Genomic DNA, 17,622 nt, shown 5'->3' with positions numbered 1-17,622 from the left:
TTTGCACAGGATGTGCGTCGGACTTCCCAACTGTCCAGAGCAGACCTTACTCCGGTTCCTTTCGCCGCAGGCTACTTCATCTGGCGGCGGGGTTGTGCCTTGTGGTTCTAAAGGTCATTGTGCCCGGGCAATCCATGGTCGAAATTCAGGGTGAGAATACATGACGTTGCTGCATCAGATCGTTTGGGGCAGTACCTTTCTGGGTATTTGCATCCTGATCGAGATTCTCTTTCTGACCTGGTGCACGATATTCATTATCAAGATGGACAAAAAATGGGTCACACGCGGGGTGTTTGTGGCAACCGCAGGGCCGATTTCTGTTGCCCTGGGGTTCATTATCGCGACGCATACCATTCAGGTCTGGATCTGGGCTATCGTCTGGGTATTGCTGAATGTGCTGCCGGACTGGAACTCGGCCATCTATTTCTCTTTGGTGACGTTTACGACGCTCGGATACGGCGACATCGTTTTGGGTGAAGGGCTGCGCATCTTCGGCTCGTTTGCCTCGGTCACCGGGCTGTTGGCGTTTGGATTGTCGACCGCGTATCTGGTCGCACTGATGACACGCGTTTTTCAGGAGAAGTTCTTTTCCTAAAGGATCGGTGCAAACAACCGCGCCAGCGGCGCACCAAAGCGGATGTGGGCCGGTTGTTGACGCAACCTGCGGGTCAGTTCGTAGCTAGATTCGAAATCTTCTTGTAGCATCTGGTCGACGGCCTGCGCAGCCCGGGCATCAAAGAACAGCGCCATTGCTTCGAAGTTCAGACGGAAGGACCGGTTGTCGAGGTTTGTTGTTCCAACAGCGGCCAGCGTCTCGTCAACAACGAACGCCTTTTGATGCATGAACCCACCGGTATAGCGGAACACGCGTACGCCGCAGTCGCGGATTTCATCGAAATAGGCAAACGCGGCCAGCCAGGGCAGGCGATGGTCGATCATGTCAGGAACAAGGATGCGCACATCCACACCGCGCATCGCGGCATGTTGCAGGGCTGTCATGACATCGATGTCGGGTACGAAGTAAGGCGACGCAATCCACAACCGTTCTTTTGCCTCGGCGATTGCCGCAAAGAACATCATGGCGCCAGTTTCGGTTTCGTCTCCGGGCCCGGTCGCAACCAGCAGGGCATTCATGTTCTGTTCGGATTCACTGCCCGCCCAGTCAAGTTCATCAATCAGGTCTTCGTTATGTGCCCAATGCCAGTCTTCGGTGAAGATAAGCTGCAATTGCCGGACGACATGACCGGACATCATGATGTGAGTGTCGCGCCAGTGGCCGAAATGCGGATGCTTGCCCAGATATTCCTCGCCAACATTGTGGCCACCGATAAAGCCTGTCTCGCCATCGATAATGACGGTTTTGCGGTGGTTTCGGTAATTCAGCTGAAACCGAAAATTCGGGCCGCGTTGTTGACGAGGGTCGGCGACATCAATCCCGGCTTCACGCATGGTATCCAGATACGCGCGCGGCAAACCATAACTGCCGACTGCATCGGTCATGAAACGGACGTGAACCCCACGCTTCGTCGCCTCGATCAGCTTGGATTGCAGTTTGCGGCCCAGTGCGTCGTCTCTGATGATGTAGAACTGAATGAGGATATAGTTCTTCGCCTTGTCGATGGCGTCGAAAATGGCGTTGAATGTGGCGTGCCCGTCAACCAGCAGCCGGGCACCGTTTCCGCTGGACACAGGAAGATGCGCCAGAAACTCGAACGGGCGCGGATTGATCGACATAGACGAGGGATCGGGCCTTGAGTAATCGGCAAAGGTTTTGATCCCTTCAACAACCCGCTCACTTTTCTGGCGCGCGATGCGATATCCGTGAAAGCGATGGTGTCCCAGAAAAAGATACAACGGCACCGCCAGGAAAGGTGCTGATACCAGAAAGACCACCCACCCAACTGCACCTTGCGGTGTTCGCGCGGTTTGCGCCGCTCGGATCGAAAACACAAATGCAGCCACGTACAACGTGAATACAAAGATAGATACCAGCGCTGTCCACATGGGGTCTTACATCTTTCGGGCCGTTTAGTTTTCCCCAGTGTAGATGCGTGACCAGTCTTGCGCCATATCAACAATGATCCATCCCTTGTCAGGACCCTGATCCAGCCCGTCTGCCAGCTTTCCTATCGGGCTTTCGCGGTCATAGGCCCATTCGCGTTCGGCGTCCGTGTGATGGATCAGAATTCCCAAACGCGGGCCACCACCCGACGTTGTCCAATCCAGCATAGCGAAATCTCCGTCCGAGTTGCCTGCGGCCAGAATCGGGCGTCTGCCAATCGTACGTTCGATGTTGATCGGCTTGCCTTCCTTGTCGTCAATGAAGGCTAACCCCGGTGCCTTGATGATCGTCGGGTTGCCGTCGATCACCTTATAGGTGCTGTCTGCATAACTCCCCAATATCTGTTCCGGTGGGATACCATACGCATCCTCGGCAAAGGCGCGCATGAAATGAATGCCGCCGCCGGATACGATGTAGGTCTTGAAACCCTCATCACGCAAGTAACGCAGCAACTCGACCATCGGCTGATAGGTCATCTGGTCATAGGGCAGGCCGGTGCCAGGGTGGCGTTCGGTTTCCAGCCACTGCGCAACACCTGCCTGAAAGTCATCGACGCTGGTGCCAGAATGCGATGCGTTGACAACTTCGATCAGCGCCTCATGCCCGCCTTTAAGAACGGCCGCTAGATCACCCTTTGCTGCAGCTTCCAAAGCAGGAGTTGCCAGGATCGACGGGTCCCGCTGGGCCAGATCGGCCAGTCGGTCCATGGCAAAAACAAACTGGAAATACACGGGCTGTTCGGCCCAAAGCGTTCCGTCATTGTCGAATACGGCGATCCGGTCATCGGGCGTCACGTAGTGAGCTGAGGCAGGGTCGGTCACCTCGTCAATAAACGAAACGATTTCCGCTTTGGATTCTAGATTGTTCCAAGAGGGCAAGGGGTCGGCGATGGCGACCGCCGCTCCTAGCGCACTGCACAATATCAAAAATAGACGCACAAATTTTTCCTCAATTTTTAACCGACAATGAGAAGTGCCGGGCCCCCGGTATCGGGACTCCGGCTTTGCTGTGTCTTGGATCAAACGGCCAGCATCACGGTGCGCCCGGAGGCGACGTCAACTTCTCCATCACCTTGTCGAGGCTGAAGCTCGCCGCTTCTTGTCGGGGTGGGTATTCCTTGAAGGTTTCAAGGAACTGCGCGACATAGGCCTGTGCAGGCACCAGCATGTATGCACGGTCGAGCATCCAGTCATAGTAGGTGTTCGATGTGCGATAGCCACGCTCGTATGGGTCGCGTCGCAAGTTGGCGATCAATGGCACACGCAGGGGGGTCAGAGGCTCCATCCAGGCGCGCAAGGTTGCCCATGCCTTCTGTTCAAGGAAGGTGATCTTCCAATCACCGAAGCGCAGTGCCGCGAGGTCACCATCGTCCGTGAAATAGAAGATTTCCCTGCGCGGGCTCTCGTCTGTTTCGCCGGTCAGCAACGGCAAGATGTTGTAGCCATCCAGATGCACGCGGTAGTCACGTCCGCCGCCAACTTCGGCCACGGTGACGCCTTCAAGAAGATCTTCTTTCACGGTTTCGTTGCCAGCCGCCGCCAGGAATGTTGGCAACCAATCCATATGGTGCACGATCTCGTTCGACACAGCGCCTTCGGCAATCTTGCCGGGCCACCGAACCATGGCAGGTACGCGCCATGCGCCTTCCCATTGGGTGTTTTTCTCACCCCAGAACGGTGTCATCGCGGCATCTGGCCACGTATTCATGTGCGGACCATTGTCGGTCGAATAAAACACGATGGTTTTGTCGGCGATGCCCAGCTCGTCCAGCGCAGTCAGGAAGTCACCGATATGCATGTCGTGTTCGATCATGCCAGCCGTATACTCATCAACCTGCTTGCCCACGATTTCATTGGCTTTTGCCCATTTCTCTTCGGAAACATGCGTGCGGAAATGCATCCGGGTGCCTGACCACCAGACGAACCACGGTGTGCCGCTTTCCTCTTGTTTGCGGATGAATTCAATCGCTGCCGCTGCGGTTTCATCGTCGACTGTTTCCATACGCTTCTTGGTCAGCGGGCCGGTATCCTCGATCTCACCACCTGCTGTCGACTTGATTACACCGCGCGGTCCGAAAGCTTGTCGGAAGGTTCTGCCATCTGGCAGATTAGCATCATTGGGATAGTCGATGTTTTCCGGCTCCTCCTCGGCGTTGAGATGGTAGAGATTGCCAAAAAACTCGTCAAAACCGTGGTTTGTTGGAAGATGTTCGTCCCGGTCACCCAGGTGGTTTTTTCCGAACTGACCTGTGGCATAGCCTTCTGCTTTCAGAAGGCCCGCAATGGTCGGGTCTTCGATCTGCATGCCTTCCTCAGCGCCGGGCAGGCCAACTTTGGACAGGCCCGTACGGAAAACGGATTGCCCCATGATGAAAGATGATCGCCCGGCCGTGCACGACTGTTCACCGTAGTAATCCGTGAACATCATGCCTTCTTCGGCAATACGGTCGATATTGGGTGTCTGATACCCCATCAGACCCCGCGTGTAGGCCGAGATGTTGGACTGGCCGACATCGTCGCCCCAGATCACAAGGATATTCGGTTTCTGGTCCTGCGCCCAGGCGGGTATGGCCAGTGTCAATGTGGCGGTTACCACGGCAAGTCGGCGCAAGTTGCTGCGCCAGGTGCCGGATAGCGAACATGGAGGTAACATGGTTTGCTCCTGATTTGAGAGGATCTTAGTGACCCTTGGAAAATTAAATCTCCGGCGTTCAAACGCATGAACAACACGGCAGCAATGTGTTGATTCCCATGTCGAAAATATCAGATTCTGGGAATCGAACGTTTTCAGCATAGGTCAGTTCTTGCGTCGGAAACTCATCATATGATTATATCTCAAAGTACAAATGTGAGACAAAATGAATAATCTGAAGCTATTACGAAACACCGGATGGTTCAGTGACCGCTCGTCAGAGTTTCAAGCCGATTTGGCAGCTCTTGGCATACTGAAATCGGTTGAGGCGGGTGAGACACTGTACCACTACGGTGATCCGGCAAATGGAATCTACGCGATCCTCAGCGGTGGTGTGCAGATAACGGCCCCTGCGGATGACGGTCAGGAGTTCGTTTTGCACCGCGATGGCGCTGGGTTCTGGATCGGCGATCTTGCGTTGTTCGCAGGTGCACTGCGTCTGGTCAGTGTTGTCACGACGCAAGCCACTCAAGCCTTGTTTTTCCCTAACCTGAGCATCTCGCGGTTGATTCAGAACAATCCTGACTACATCCGGGATTTCTATGCGTTAACGCATGAGAATATGCGGACCGCATTGCGCATCATGGCAAATCTGGCCGTGACGGGAACGGAAAAGCGGCTGGTCCTGAGGTTGCTTCACTTGGACGAAGGAACCTCGAAATCCGAGGGCTGGATTGATGTTTCCCAAGACGAACTGGCGGCGATGATTGCTGTATCGCAACCGACATTGCACAGGAACCTTCACCGGCTTGTGGATTTGGGGTTAATAGAATTGGGGTATGGCCGGGTTCGACTGCTGGATCGGGGCGCATTGATAGCCAGTTGTCAGACCTGAGGTTTCGGGTAGCGACACCGGCATGCGGTCCAATATACGCGGACAGGCTGGCCGCTGTGTACGGCACCCGACGAACTTAAGCCTACGCCACGCCGTGGTTCAGTTTTTCGCACGCGCCTGACTGTCCTCCTCGCCCAATTGGCCGTCCAGAGACATCATGATTGCGACCGGGCGTAAAGCAGGGATGTGGCTGAACACGATTAGGATGCAGACCGTCAGTGGCACGCTCAGGAAAGCGCCGATCAGGCCCCAGACTGTTGTCCAAAAGGTCAATGCCAGAATAACTAGGAATGTCGACATGTTCAGCGAACGTCCCAGCATGGCCGGATCAAGGAAGTTACCGATCAGGAATTGTAGGGTGCCGCACCCAAATAAGATAATCAGAAACGGAACGATCGTATCAAACTGAACAAGCGCGATCATGGCTGGGAAAAACACCGCTATGATCGACCCGATCGAGGGTATGAAGTTCAGAGCAAAGGTCAAAACGGCCCAGGTTTCCGCATATTCCAAACCAAGAACCCTGAATACAAAATAACTGATGCCCGCTGTGATCAGGCTGATTAGTGTCTTTACCCCAACATATCGTTGCAGGCTGATCGATATGGCATCAAGCATGGTCGCAAAATCTGCGCCGGTTTGGGGGTCACCAGCCGCAAGTTGAATTTTCTTGCGAAAGGCCAGACGCTCGGCCATCAGGAACGCGACATAGAGGCTGATCAGAAAGAACTGGTTTAGCAGGGACGTAGCGCTGCCCAGCAACAGGCGTGCGACATAGGTCATGTCGATGCTGACCAGATTGTCGCGGATGAAAGTGGTGACATCGTTGCCGACAAGACCGGTTATGCGCTCAACCGCCCCGTCGAACTGGTTTTCGTAGGTGCTGACGGACCGAGCAAACTGCGTTGCCTGACTGCCCAGCACGTACATGATCATGAACAATCCCACCAGAACCACGGTCACTCCGGCGATATTGGCCAACCAGACCGGAGCACGGGTCAGCGCGGTAACGCGGTCGCTCAGCGCAATGATCAGAACATTGACCAGCAGCGCCATGGCAAGTGGGATCAGGAAGTTCGCCCCGGCATAAAGCCCCAGCACTATCAGCGTCGCGATAATGCAGGTGTCGCGGACAACAGACAGTTTTAGCCTGGGGCGAGCCGTGAAATCTTCCTGATCCGGGATCATTCAGTATCCTGTTTATCTGTTCTTACGTAGGCTGGTGATCGCCCGTCTTTACCCAATCCTGCACCTGCAATCCGTTTTTAGCAATGCAGTCAGCCGTTTGCAGATCGGCATTTGTCACTTTGATATCGATGACGGGTTCTGAGTTTTATTTCGGCAGGTTAGGGTTGCAGGATGACAAAGCCCACGATTCCCCCGTTTGGCCGCCCGCTGCAGGCGCTATGGCTGGCACTTCGCCGGTTCGTCAGGAAAAACGGACCTGTCATGAGCAGCCACGTCGCCATGTCGTTGATGATGGCCCTGTTTCCCTTTGTGTTGTTCACCGTGGCGCTGGCCGGGGCATTGTCGCAGGACTATGTCACTGATGAGTTGATTGATCTGTTGTTCGGGGCATGGCCCAAGGATGTTGCGGACCCGATCGTGGCCGAATTGCGTGCCGTTCTGGCCGGGGCAGGGTCGGGTGTGATTACGCTGGGTGGCTTGCTTGCGATCTACTTTGCCTCCAACGGGGTTGCCGCAGTTCGCGCTGCGATGAATCAGGCCTATCACGATCAGGACAGTTGGCCTTTCTGGAAGACCCGGCTGTTGTGTCTGGTTCTGGTTATTCTTGGCGGTTCGGCAATCCTTGTTATTGCAACGGTCGAGGTGGTCTTGCCGGTCTACACGAAACTGGTGGCAGAGCATACCGAAGCTCCGGTAGCGGACTGGCTGTCCGTAGATCGCCTGCGGTGGACGTTTACCGTGGCCGTTCCGGCAGGCACCGTCCTGCTGGCACATCTAATTCTGCCAACCCGCAGGCACAGCCTGACCCAGATCCTGCCCGGCGTCATACTGACATTGGTTTTGTGGGCAGCTGGCGGATGGGCATTTTCAGTCTATATCAGCCAGTTCGCCACCTACAGTGCCACATATGCGGGTTTGGCCGGGGCAATGGCTGCGCTGATCTTCCTGTATCTGTGTTCTGCGATGCTGATCCTTGGCGCTGAATACAACGGCGCATTGATCGACCTTCGGAACGCCACTGAAGGAGATATGGCATGAGATTTGCCATTCTGGCGTCTTGCTTAACCCTCGCAAGTGAAGGGCAGGCGCAGTCACTGGAATATGTCGGATCGGATCAATGTTCGGACTGCCATCAACGCGTGGCCGAGGCATGGGCTTCGTCTCATCATGCCTTGGCCTGGACGGAAGTTGGCGACGGCCATCTGGTCGCTGATTTCGATGGAACCCGGTTCGTGCAGAACGGGATGACGGTTGAATTTACTAAACAGGCAGACAAGTTCACAGCTCGTGTAACTGAAAAAGACGGTGCGACGACGGCATATGATGTGCATTCCGTCGTTGGGATTACGCCTCTGCAACAATATCTGTTTGAAACCGAACCGGGGCGGTTGCAAAGTTTTGATGTGATCTGGGATACCGAGCAGAAGCGCTGGTATCACTTATACCCCGATCAGGATCTGCCACCAGAAGACGGGCTGCACTGGACGGGTCCTTACAAGAACTGGAACGCGCGCTGCGCCGAGTGTCACGCCACAGGGTTTGAAAAGAACTACGACGCGCAATCCAGAACATACTCTTCCCGACAGGCTGAGATTGGAGTTGGCTGCGAAGCTTGCCATGGACCGGGATCGGCACATATCGATTGGACCAAAGGGCAGGGCGTTGCCGGGGGTCTGAGTGATAGAGGCTTTTCGATGAGCTGGGGCAAGGGCCAGACCGAGGCCGAGATCCAGCAATGCGCCGGATGTCATTCGCGGCGCGAGGCGCACGGCAACGGAAATCCTTTGCCGGGAACCCCGTATCATGATGCCTATAACCTGGCTGTGTTGCGGCCCGGTTCGTATCATCCGGACGGGCAAATACTTGATGAGGTCTACGTTTACGGCTCATTCCTGCAATCCAAAATGTATGCCCGAGGGGTCGGGTGTATGAACTGCCACGAGCCACACAGCGCGCAGTTGAAGGCCGAAGGCAACGGTATTTGCACGCAATGTCATTCCACGGCCGCAAACCCTGAATTCCCGACGCTAGCGAAACAGGAATACGATACCCCCAGTCACCATCATCACGTTATGGATAGCGCGGGTGCCCAGTGCAAAAGCTGCCACATGATCGAACGCACTTATATGGGAGTGGACGGTCGCCGGGATCACAGCTTTCGCGTGCCGCGACCAGATTTGGGATTAGGGGCTGATGCCTGCACTGATTGCCACCAGAATAAGGATCAGGTCTGGGCTGCCAGCCGGATCAAAGGGTGGTTTCCTGACACAGCCAATCGGGGCGCACATTTTGGTACGGTATTCAAAGCTGCTGCCGATGGTCAGTTGAAAACGCCAGAGGGTTTGATTGCTGTCGCAATGAATCCCTCGCAACCCGCTATCGTGCGCGCAACAGCGGCGTATCTGCTGCAACCCTTCGGCTCGCCCGAAGTTGCCGCGCACACAGCGCGACTGTTGCAGGAAGACGATCCGCTTATACGCGCAAATGCAGCAGCCTTGCAGCGTCAGGCGAGCCCAACGGATCGTGCGCAAAGGTTAGAGCCCCTTTTGTCTGATCCTTTTCGCAACGTTCGCATTGCCGCCGCCAAGGAGTATCTGAGTATCCCTCCTCAAGCTCTGACACCTCAGCAACAGGGTCTGGCCGGGCAGGGGATGGCCGCGTGGCAGGCGGCGATCTCGAACAGGCTGGATGCCCCTGAAACGCATCTGGTTCTGGGGGGCATGGCGTTGACGCTGCGCAACGCCCCGGCCGCCGAACGGGCCTTTCGCGAGGTTGTAGCGCTGGACCCTCAACGCGCCGAAGCGTGGCCCATGGTGGTACAGCTGGCTCAGATCAACAGCGGCCCGGAAGCCGCACGTATCGCCTTACGCGAAGCCTTGATCAGGTTGCCCGATGACCCGGCCTTGCTGCAATTGTTGCAACAACTGGGCCCCTGATCCGGCACAGGCTTGCCCGATTTGTTCCATCTTCACGGCAAGATTTTACGCTAACAGCATTTCAGAACTGTTGTTTTGAGGTGATGCATGTCCACTGAGTCAACAAGACAGAAAGCAACCGGGCCGAACCCTGCTACGCTGGCGCAGCGCATTGAAGAGCTGCGCAATCGCGAGCCTGTATATGTTTCGCACGGGGATACTCTGATGTTGCAGGGTATGGCGGCCACGTCGTTGCGTGAACAACGTCTGACCGGAAACCGTATCCGTTTGGAAGATTAAGTTCAGCCGCGAAACCCGGTTGCTATAACGAATTTCTCGGAGCTGTCCGAACGGGATGCGGGCGGTTTCACATGCGCCACTTTCTGAAATTTCTGCTTCAGAAGTTTTTGCAAATCGCCCTCGGCGCCGCCAGCAAGAACCTTGGCTACAAATGTGCCACCTTCTTCCAGCACATCAAAGGCGAAATGGGCCGCAGTTTCACACAGCGCGATGATCCGCAAATGGTCGGTTTGCTTGTGACCCGAGGACGCTGCGGCCATGTCCGACATTACAACATCCGCCTTGCCACCCAGCCAGTCCTTGACCTTCTGGTCGGCGTCATCCTCCATGAAGTCCAGCACATGGGTATCGGCACCCGCAACCGGTTCCACTTCCTGCAAGTCGATGCCCAGCACCGTTCCGATCCGTTTCCCCGATTTTTCACCAAGCGCGTTTACCCGTTTGACTGCAACCTGGCACCAGCCACCGGGTGCGCATCCCAGATCAACAACCCGTGCTCCGGGTACGAGAAAGCGGAACTTGTCGTCAAGTTCCATGATCTTATACGCGGCCCGCCCACGGTATCCTTCGGTCTGGGCGCGCTTGACATAGGGGTCGTTCAATTGCCGTTCGAGCCAGCGGGTCGAACTCAGCTTGCGACCACGAGCGGTTTTTACCTTTACCTTCAGGTCACGTTGCCCGCGCCCCGAGTTGTTTTTGCCAGTTGGTGTCTTCGCCATCAGAACGGTCCGTCTTCCAGTACCCCGTCCGCGCTCATCTGTGCATAAAGCAGGCCCTCGCGCAGCCCCCGATCTGCCACGGAAAGGCGATCAGTGGGCCAACAGCGCAACAATGCCTGCAAAATGGCCGAGCCGGACATGATCAGGGCCTGCCGGTCTTCCCCAATCCGAGGATCCCGGCGGCGCCCATGAGGGCCGAGTTCTAAATACCCGCGTATCACTTTGTCAATCTGGTCACTGGTCATACGCAGCCCGTCAACTTTGGTCCGGTCATACCGCTTGAGCCCCAGATGCGATGCCGCAACCGTAGTGACAGTTCCGCTGGTGCCGACGATCTGAAAACCTTCACGGGTTTGTTCATCTTTGTAAGGTGCGAAATCGGCCAGGTTTTCTTCAAAAAACCAGCTCATTAACGCAAACCGCGCGGCGTCGTTTTCGACGTCATTGAACTGATCCCGCAACGTGGCAACACCCAGCGGCACGCTGATCCAGTCCACGACTTTTGCAGCCGGAAAAGGGCTGTCGACCGTGTGAAATCCGTTATGCAAACGCATGATCGCAGCCGGGCGGTCACGGCGAGGGACAGACGAAATGTCGATCCAGACCAGCTCGGTCGAACCGCCGCCAATATCGACAACCAACAGCTGTTCGGTCTTGGTGGACACCAGCGGGGCGCAGGAAATCACCGCCAAACGGGCTTCTTCTTCGGGTTGGATGATTTCAAGCGTCAGCCCGGTTTCGCGTTTGACCTGTCGGATGAATTCGCGGGAATTCTTGGCGCGGCGGCAGGCCTCGGTTGCGATCAGACGCATCCGTTTCACTTTGTTCCGTTTCAGCTTTTGTTGACAGATTCGCAGCGCCTGAACGGTGCGTGCCATCGACGCCCGCGACAGACGTCCGGTGCGTTCCAGACCCGCGCCCAGCTGCACGGACTTGGAGAAGCTGTCAACCACATGAAACCCGCTGCCCTTGGGCTGGGCTATCAACATGCGGCAACTATTTGTTCCCAAATCCAGAGCCGCATACAGGGCATCCGGATCGGGTCTTGCCGGCGCGGGGCTTTCGACCGCTTGCGGGAACGCGCCCGCACCTTTGGGACGCTTGGGCGCCATCGTAACGCCCTCCGATTTTCGAGTTGACTTGACCCTAGGCGGCGCATCGCCGACGTGCAAGCGATTTCCATTTCGAATTTAGTCTGGATGTCACACGCCGTTCATACTGAGGTGCGATTTGAACTTTGATCCCGTTTGAGGGATTCTTGATCGCAATTAGCCGCAGACGGAGCCTGCCATGAAAGATGAACGTGTCCTGACCTTTGACGAATTCGATGAAGTGGTGAATCCGCGCCCAGAGGAATGTGAGTTTGACCGCGTCGTCGAGCGTGCCTTATCACGTCGTGGGTTTCTGGGCGGCGTATTGGCGATGGGAAGTTTCACGGCGTTGGGTGGGGCGCTGCTTCCGACTGGTGTACGCGCAGCCGCGGATCGCTTTGCGTTCGAGGCGATTCCGGCGTCAACTGCCGACGACGTCATCGTGCCGCCGGGCTACAAGGCCGAGGTGATGGTGCGCTGGGGTGATCCGCTTTGGTCTGATGAGCCCGAATTCGATCCGGCCACCCGTGGAACTGCCGCCAGTCAGGAACGTGCATTCGGTGATAACACCGACGGTCAGGATGTGTTTCTGCACGAGGGTCACGTTCTGCTGGTCGTAAACAACGAATACACCAATCGCGATATCCTTTGGGGAAACAACCCGGACGCCAAGGCCGCCTCGGATGACGATGTTGCCAAGGGCATGATGGCGCATGGTGTGACGGTGGTCGAGATTGCAGCTACCGACGGCAAATGGGGTATCGTCAAGGATAGCCCGTATAACCGCCGCATCACGCCGCAGACAGACATGTCACTGACGGGCCCTGCCGCGGGCCATGATCTGTTGAAAACTGCCGCTGATCCGACAGGCACCACCTCTAAGGGCACTTGGAACAACTGTGGCAACGGCATGACCCCATGGGGGACGTATTTGGCCTGTGAAGAGAATTTCAACGGCTACTTCTCGGCTGAAGACGAAAACCATGAAGTCAGCGCCGAACTTCAGCGCTATGGCGTTTCGACCAAGGACTGGGGATACGGATGGGCCGGAATTGACGAGCGTTTCGATGTCTCGAAAAACCCTAATGAGCCGAACCGCGCAGGCTATGTTGTCGAAATCGACCCAACCGATCCGGCCTCGACCCCTCGCAAGCTGACCGCGCTTGGTCGGTTCAAGCATGAAAACGCCGAGACCATTGTGAACAACGACGGTCGTGTCGTTGTCTACATGGGCGATGATGAACGGGGTGAGTTCCTGTATCGCTTCGTCTCGGAAGGTGTTTATGCCGCTGGTGTGGATACGAATGCGCTGCTTGAGAACGGTACGTTGTCGGTTGCAAAGTTCAACGACGACGGGACTGGTGAGTGGCTGGACCTGACCCCCGAAACAACTGGTACGACGTCGCAGGCCGAAATCTGCATCCATACACGACAGGCAGCGTCGGCCGTGGGCGCGACCACTATGGATCGCCCGGAATGGGTTGCAGCCAATCCGAACGCGCCCGAGGTCTATTGCTGCCTGACCAACAACAAGAACCGCGGTGTGAAACCGAATGCCGGTGGCGACGACACTTCGGTCAACGGGCCGAATCCGCGCGAGGCGAACAAGTACGGTCAGATCGTGCGCTGGCGTCCTGAAGGCGGAGACCATGGCGCATCGGGGTTCGGATGGGACCTGTATGTACTGGCCGGAAACCCGACCGTGCATCAGGATGCTTATGGCGGCTCGGATAATGTCAACGCCGACAATATGTTCAACTCACCCGATGGGCTGAAGTTTGACAGCAACGGCCTGCTGTGGATCCAGACCGACGGCAAATACAGCAACGAGGGCGACTTCGAAGGGCAGGGGAATAACCAGATGCTGGCAGGCGACCCTGTTACCGGTGAAATCCGTCGTTTTCTGGTTGGCCCGAACGAGTGTGAGATCACTGGGCTCAGCTGGTCGCCGGATCGCCGCACCATGTTTGTTGGTATTCAGCACCCCGGTGAAGACGGCAACAGCCACTGGCCCGACGGTGGTAACTCGGTTCCACGTTCAGCCATCATTGCGGTTACTCGTCAAGACGGCGGGCTGGTCGGTTAACCCTGGCAAGACGTGCTGAATCAAGCCTCGGGCGGGTCATGCCGTCCGGGGCTTTTTGTTCATTATGCAGCGCTCTCATAGTGACAATGAGAATTTTGGTATGCGTTTTCGTCGCGAGACGGGTTAAAACCCCGCCACGCCACCGTGGGCGAAAACGTCGCTTGAAAAGCGCCGGGTGTCGAAAACCGACCGACCCATCCCCACATTGAAGTTTAGAACCGGCCCATCGGGTTAGGAGGAATCACAGTAATGCCTGACGTCACCATCGTGTACTGGCGCGACATTCCCGCTCAGGTCATCGTCGGCAAAGGCCGTCGCGGCGCGAAGCGGCAATTGGAAGAACGGTTCGAGCAAGCCATCGACCGCGCCGCCATGAAGGTAAACGCCAAGGACAGTGATGCCTATCTGGCCGAATGGCGCAAGGCCGAGCCTTTTGCGGTTGATGGCGACCCGGCAGAAGTAGCCGAGGCCGAGGCCCTGCGTCTGGAAAAGGAATACGATCAGGACCGCATTAAAGCGCTGATCGCAAATGACGGTTGGGCATAAGCCCGGATCTTAATGGGAGGCCTCAATGGCTTTGCTGAACTTCAAGAAACGTGATGTGGTCGAAAACAGCCCTGTGAACCCGACCGTCGAAGCCTTCCTGCAAGGCTATTCGATCGAGGTTATGCCGCGGACCGCCGAAAAGGTCGAGGATTTCCGCGCGCTGCTGCCCGAAGGCACACGCGTCTACATTGCCCATATCGAAGGCACCCCGATTGAAGATATGGTCAAGACAGCCAAGCGGATTGCAGCCGAAGGCTATCCTGTCATGCCCCACTTCCCGGCGCGGATCATCAAGGATGCGGCGACGTTGGAAAACTGGATCTCGATGTACCAGGGTGAGGCGGGCGTCGAGCAGGCGCTGTTGCTGGCCGGTGGCGTGACAAAGCCGCATGGCGATTTCGACAGTTCCATGCAGCTGATGGAAACCGGTCTGTTCGACAAGGCAGGGTTCAAACGTCTTCATGTTGCCGGTCACCCCGAGGGAAACAAGGACATCGATCCCGATGGGTCCACCAAGAATGTCGATGACGCCCTGCGCTGGAAACAGAAATTCAACGAGACCACGGATGCCGAGATGGCGCTGGCAACCCAGTTTGCCTTCGATGCCAAACCGATCATCGCCTGGGCAGATAGTCTGAAAGAGGCGGGTATCGACCTGCCCATCCACATCGGTATCGCCGGTCCGGCCAAACTGCAGACCCTGATCAAGTTCGCAATTGCCTGCGGCGTCGGCCCGTCGCTGAAAGTTCTGCAAAAGCGCGCCATGGATGTGTCGAAGCTTCTGCTGCCCTATGAGCCGAATGATGTTGTGACTGAATTGGCCAACCACAAGGCGGCCAACCCGGATTTCAACATCACCAACGTGCACTTCTTCCCGCTGGGCGGGATCAAAACCAACGCCAACTGGGCGATCAATAATGGCGGCGCCTCGGCGCAGCCTGCAAACTCCTAAGGAACGGACATGACCCGTACTGTCGTAGAATCAAAAACAAAAACCGCCGTTCTGGGCTTTGACGAACCGTTCTGCGTGATCGGCGAGCGGATCAACCCGACCGGTCGGAAAAAGCTGGCGGCCGAACTGGAAGCAGGCGATTTCTCGACCGTCGAGAAAGATGCGCTGGCACAGGTGATGGCGGGCGCAACCGTTCTGGATATCAATGCGGGCGTCGTCTACAACTCGAACCCAAACCCGAACGAGACCGAACCGCCGCTTATGCGCAAGATCGTTGAGCTGGTGCAGGGTCTGGTTGAAGTTCCGCTGTGTATCGACTCGTCGGTTCCCGGTGCTCTGGAAGCGGGTCTTGAGGCGGCGGAAGGTCGCCCGCTGCTGAACTCGGTCACAGGTGAGGAAGAGCGTCTGGAACTGGTTCTGCCGCTGGTCAAAAAATACAATGTTCCTGTTGTGGCAATCTCGAACGACGACACAGGCATCTCGGAAGACCCCGATGTCCGTTTCGAAGTGGCCAAAAAGATCGTTGAACGTGCCGCTGATTTCGGCATCCCTGCGCACGACATCGTTGTTGATCCGCTGGTCATGCCGATCGGTGCGATGGCAACTGCCGGTCAGCAGGTGTTTGCTCTGGTCCGTCGCCTGCGCGAGGAGCTGGGCGTTAACACCACCTGTGGCGCGTCCAACATCTCGTTCGGTCTGCCGAACCGCCACGGCATCAACAATGCCTTCCTGCCGATGGCAATGGGTGCCGGCATGACCTCGGCGATCATGAACCCGGTGGCTCTGCCGGTGACGCAGGCAAAAATCGCCGAGAAAAAAGAAGCCGTTGCCGCAGCTGGCATCATCCTGCCCGAAGGCATGGATGACGAGACGTTCGTTCAGATGTTCGGCCTGGGCTCCACCAAGCCGCGCGCCGGTAAGGAGATGGAGGCCATCCGCGCCGCCAACCTGCTGACCAACAACGACCCGCATGGTGGGGAGTGGATCAGGTTCAACAAATCACCTGACGAGGCCGGTGGCGCAGCCGGTGGTCGTCGCGGCGGTGGCCGTCGTCGCCGCGCCTGATTGCATCAACAAAGACAGCTAAGGCCGGGCACTGTGCCCGGCCTTTTTCGTTTGACCCTGATCAATGTCGATTTTGCGCAAGGGTTCAGGATATCCTGATCCGGGACGCAACGATCAGGTGGCACCATGCGTAAACATCACCCCCCGAAACTCTCAGAAGCGGATCTGACCAAGCGGTTGAGCAAAAAGGAGTATTTCGAGCAACTGATTGATCTTCAGGCCAAGCTGGCCAGGATTCAACAAGCGTATCTGTTTCACGGGCTCAAGGGTGTGCTGGTGTTCGAGGGTTGGGATGCGGCAGGCAAGGGGGGAACCATTCGCAGGATCAGCCAGGCTCTGGACCCGCGCAGCTTTAAGGTCTGGCCAATTGGGGCGCCCCGGAGCTACTACCTCAACCGGCATTACCTGCTGCGGTTTTGGGAACGTTTGCCACCGTCCGGAGCGATATCCGCATTCGACCGCAGCTGGTACGGGCGCGTGTTGGTCGAGAGGATCGAGAACCTGACCCCGGAAATACGCTGGCGCGCTGCTTATCAGGAAATCAATGATTTCGAACGCATGCTGGTCGACGATGGTGCCCGGATCGTCAAGCTATTCTTCCACATCTCTGAAGATGAACAGATGCAGCGGTTTACTGAACGGCTGAGAAACCCGCTGAAGCGCTGGAAATTGACATACGAAGATTTCAGGAATCGCGAGAAATGGGATGTTACCGAGATCGCCGTGGATGAAATGCTGGCCCGGACGTCGACCGATCTGGCACCGTGGCACGTGATACCGGCCAATAACAAAAGATACGCGCGCATCAGCGCCATGAAAGCCATTGTCAAAGCGTTTTCAGCCGGGGTCGATCTGAACCCGCAACATCTGGACAGCCGCACGCTTGAGGCGGCCATCCAGGCTTTGGATGTAGATGACTCGCTGATCGACAGTCTTCGTGCGCGGACCGAGTGACTTTTTCCGGGCAACCTGAAACGATCCGGCTTGCGTGTCAGGGAACTCTGGTTATATCTCAGGGGTGCGGCGGGTATGATGTAATGGTAGCCTGTCAGCTTCCCAAGCTGAACGCGCGGGTTCGATTCCCGCTACCCGCTCCAGAACTCTTAGGTCAGACGGCGATTTCCGGTGAAGGCCTGCTCCGGCAGGAATTGGGGTCGTTTCGGGACGTTCCA

General features: G+C 56.6%; 16 protein-coding genes and 1 tRNA gene. 11 read left to right on the top strand and 6 right to left on the bottom strand.

Features of this window, described 5'->3' with window-relative positions; all coding sequences use genetic code 11:
• Window positions 1-160 precede the first annotated feature (160 nt).
• Entirely contained in the window at window positions 161-595 is a 435-nt protein-coding gene (locus ACR0LL_RS04690) for an ion channel (protein ID WP_267366422.1), read from the top strand.
• On the opposite strand, the gene cls is transcribed toward ACR0LL_RS04690, so the two are convergent.
• The 3 genes from cls to ACR0LL_RS04675 form a co-directional block, all read right to left on the bottom strand.
• A complete protein-coding gene (gene cls, locus ACR0LL_RS04685) occupies window positions 592-2,004 on the bottom strand; it encodes a cardiolipin synthase (RefSeq protein WP_480584333.1) in 1,413 nt (470 codons plus the stop codon). The two genes, ACR0LL_RS04690 and cls, sit on opposite strands and share 4 nt — an antisense overlap.
• Window positions 2,005-2,028: 24 nt before the next feature.
• A complete protein-coding gene (locus ACR0LL_RS04680; RefSeq protein WP_480584331.1) occupies window positions 2,029-3,000 on the bottom strand; it encodes an HAD family hydrolase in 972 nt (323 codons plus the stop codon).
• Window positions 3,001-3,094: 94 nt separating this feature from the next.
• Window positions 3,095-4,714, bottom strand: a complete 1,620-nt coding sequence (locus tag ACR0LL_RS04675) for an arylsulfatase (protein WP_480584329.1) — start codon at window positions 4,712-4,714, stop codon at window positions 3,095-3,097.
• 205 nt (window positions 4,715-4,919) lie between these two features.
• Between ACR0LL_RS04675 and ACR0LL_RS04670 the strand changes: the two genes are divergently transcribed.
• The gene (locus tag ACR0LL_RS04670; RefSeq protein ID WP_480584327.1) at window positions 4,920-5,588 is read left to right on the top strand and encodes a Crp/Fnr family transcriptional regulator; all 669 of its coding nucleotides are present in this window, start codon (window positions 4,920-4,922) and stop codon (window positions 5,586-5,588) included.
• A 99-nt stretch (window positions 5,589-5,687) separates the two neighbouring features.
• Here ACR0LL_RS04670 and ACR0LL_RS04665 read toward each other — a convergent pair whose 3' ends face one another.
• Complete coding sequence (locus ACR0LL_RS04665; RefSeq protein ID WP_480480827.1) at window positions 5,688-6,776, bottom strand: AI-2E family transporter; 1,089 nt, start codon at window positions 6,774-6,776, stop codon at window positions 5,688-5,690.
• Window positions 6,777-6,947: 171 nt separating this feature from the next.
• Here ACR0LL_RS04665 and ACR0LL_RS04660 point away from each other — a divergent pair, with 171 nt between their 5' ends.
• The 3 genes from ACR0LL_RS04660 to ACR0LL_RS04650 all read left to right on the top strand — a co-directional run bounded on the left by ACR0LL_RS04660 (window position 6,948) and on the right by ACR0LL_RS04650 (window position 9,991).
• Entirely contained in the window at window positions 6,948-7,814 is an 867-nt protein-coding gene (locus ACR0LL_RS04660; RefSeq protein WP_480584325.1) for a YihY/virulence factor BrkB family protein, read from the top strand.
• A complete protein-coding gene (locus ACR0LL_RS04655; protein ID WP_480584323.1) occupies window positions 7,811-9,712 on the top strand; it encodes a cytochrome c3 family protein in 1,902 nt (633 codons plus the stop codon). The genes ACR0LL_RS04660 and ACR0LL_RS04655 overlap by 4 nt, the downstream gene beginning before the upstream one ends.
• An 87-nt stretch (window positions 9,713-9,799) precedes the next feature.
• Window positions 9,800-9,991: a hypothetical protein gene (locus ACR0LL_RS04650; protein WP_480480831.1), complete on the top strand. Its 192-nt coding sequence runs from the start codon at window positions 9,800-9,802 to the stop codon at window positions 9,989-9,991.
• 2 nt (window positions 9,992-9,993) lie between these two features.
• Here ACR0LL_RS04650 and ACR0LL_RS04645 read toward each other — a convergent pair whose 3' ends face one another.
• Together ACR0LL_RS04645 and ACR0LL_RS04640 are read right to left on the bottom strand one after the other, a co-directional pair.
• Window positions 9,994-10,710, bottom strand: a complete 717-nt coding sequence (locus tag ACR0LL_RS04645; RefSeq protein WP_267365935.1) for an RlmE family RNA methyltransferase — start codon at window positions 10,708-10,710, stop codon at window positions 9,994-9,996.
• Complete coding sequence (locus tag ACR0LL_RS04640) at window positions 10,710-11,822, bottom strand: Ppx/GppA phosphatase family protein (RefSeq protein WP_267365936.1); 1,113 nt, start codon at window positions 11,820-11,822, stop codon at window positions 10,710-10,712. Before ACR0LL_RS04640 ends, ACR0LL_RS04645 begins: the two co-directional genes overlap by 1 nt.
• Window positions 11,823-12,000: 178 nt before the next feature.
• On the opposite strand from ACR0LL_RS04640, the gene ACR0LL_RS04635 reads away from it, so the two are divergent.
• The 6 genes from ACR0LL_RS04635 (at window position 12,001) to ACR0LL_RS04610 (ending at window position 17,547) form a co-directional block, all read left to right on the top strand.
• On the top strand, window positions 12,001-13,887 hold the full coding sequence (locus tag ACR0LL_RS04635) for a PhoX family protein (protein ID WP_480584321.1): 1,887 nt from the start codon (window positions 12,001-12,003) through the stop codon (window positions 13,885-13,887).
• Window positions 13,888-14,136: 249 nt separating this feature from the next.
• Window positions 14,137-14,433 carry a virulence factor gene (locus ACR0LL_RS04630; protein ID WP_209503861.1) on the top strand — a complete coding sequence of 99 codons (297 nt, stop codon included), beginning with the start codon at window positions 14,137-14,139 and terminating at the stop codon, window positions 14,431-14,433.
• Between the two features lie 25 nt (window positions 14,434-14,458).
• Complete coding sequence (locus ACR0LL_RS04625) at window positions 14,459-15,385, top strand: methylenetetrahydrofolate reductase (protein ID WP_267365938.1); 927 nt, start codon at window positions 14,459-14,461, stop codon at window positions 15,383-15,385.
• A gap of 9 nt (window positions 15,386-15,394) precedes the next feature.
• Window positions 15,395-16,450, top strand: coding sequence for a methyltetrahydrofolate cobalamin methyltransferase (locus tag ACR0LL_RS04620; protein ID WP_267365939.1), 1,056 nt, complete (start codon window positions 15,395-15,397; stop codon window positions 16,448-16,450).
• 126 nt (window positions 16,451-16,576) lie between these two features.
• The gene (locus ACR0LL_RS04615; protein ID WP_480584319.1) at window positions 16,577-17,404 is read left to right on the top strand and encodes a polyphosphate kinase 2 family protein; all 828 of its coding nucleotides are present in this window, start codon (window positions 16,577-16,579) and stop codon (window positions 17,402-17,404) included.
• 69 nt (window positions 17,405-17,473) lie between these two features.
• Window positions 17,474-17,547 (top strand) — tRNA-Gly (locus ACR0LL_RS04610).
• Window positions 17,548-17,622: the final 75 nt, after the last annotated feature.

This window comes from Ruegeria sp. AI2, assembly GCF_056541275.1.
The sequence above is the reverse complement of the archived record's forward strand: the minus strand, read 5'-3'. Positions and strand labels throughout refer to the sequence as shown.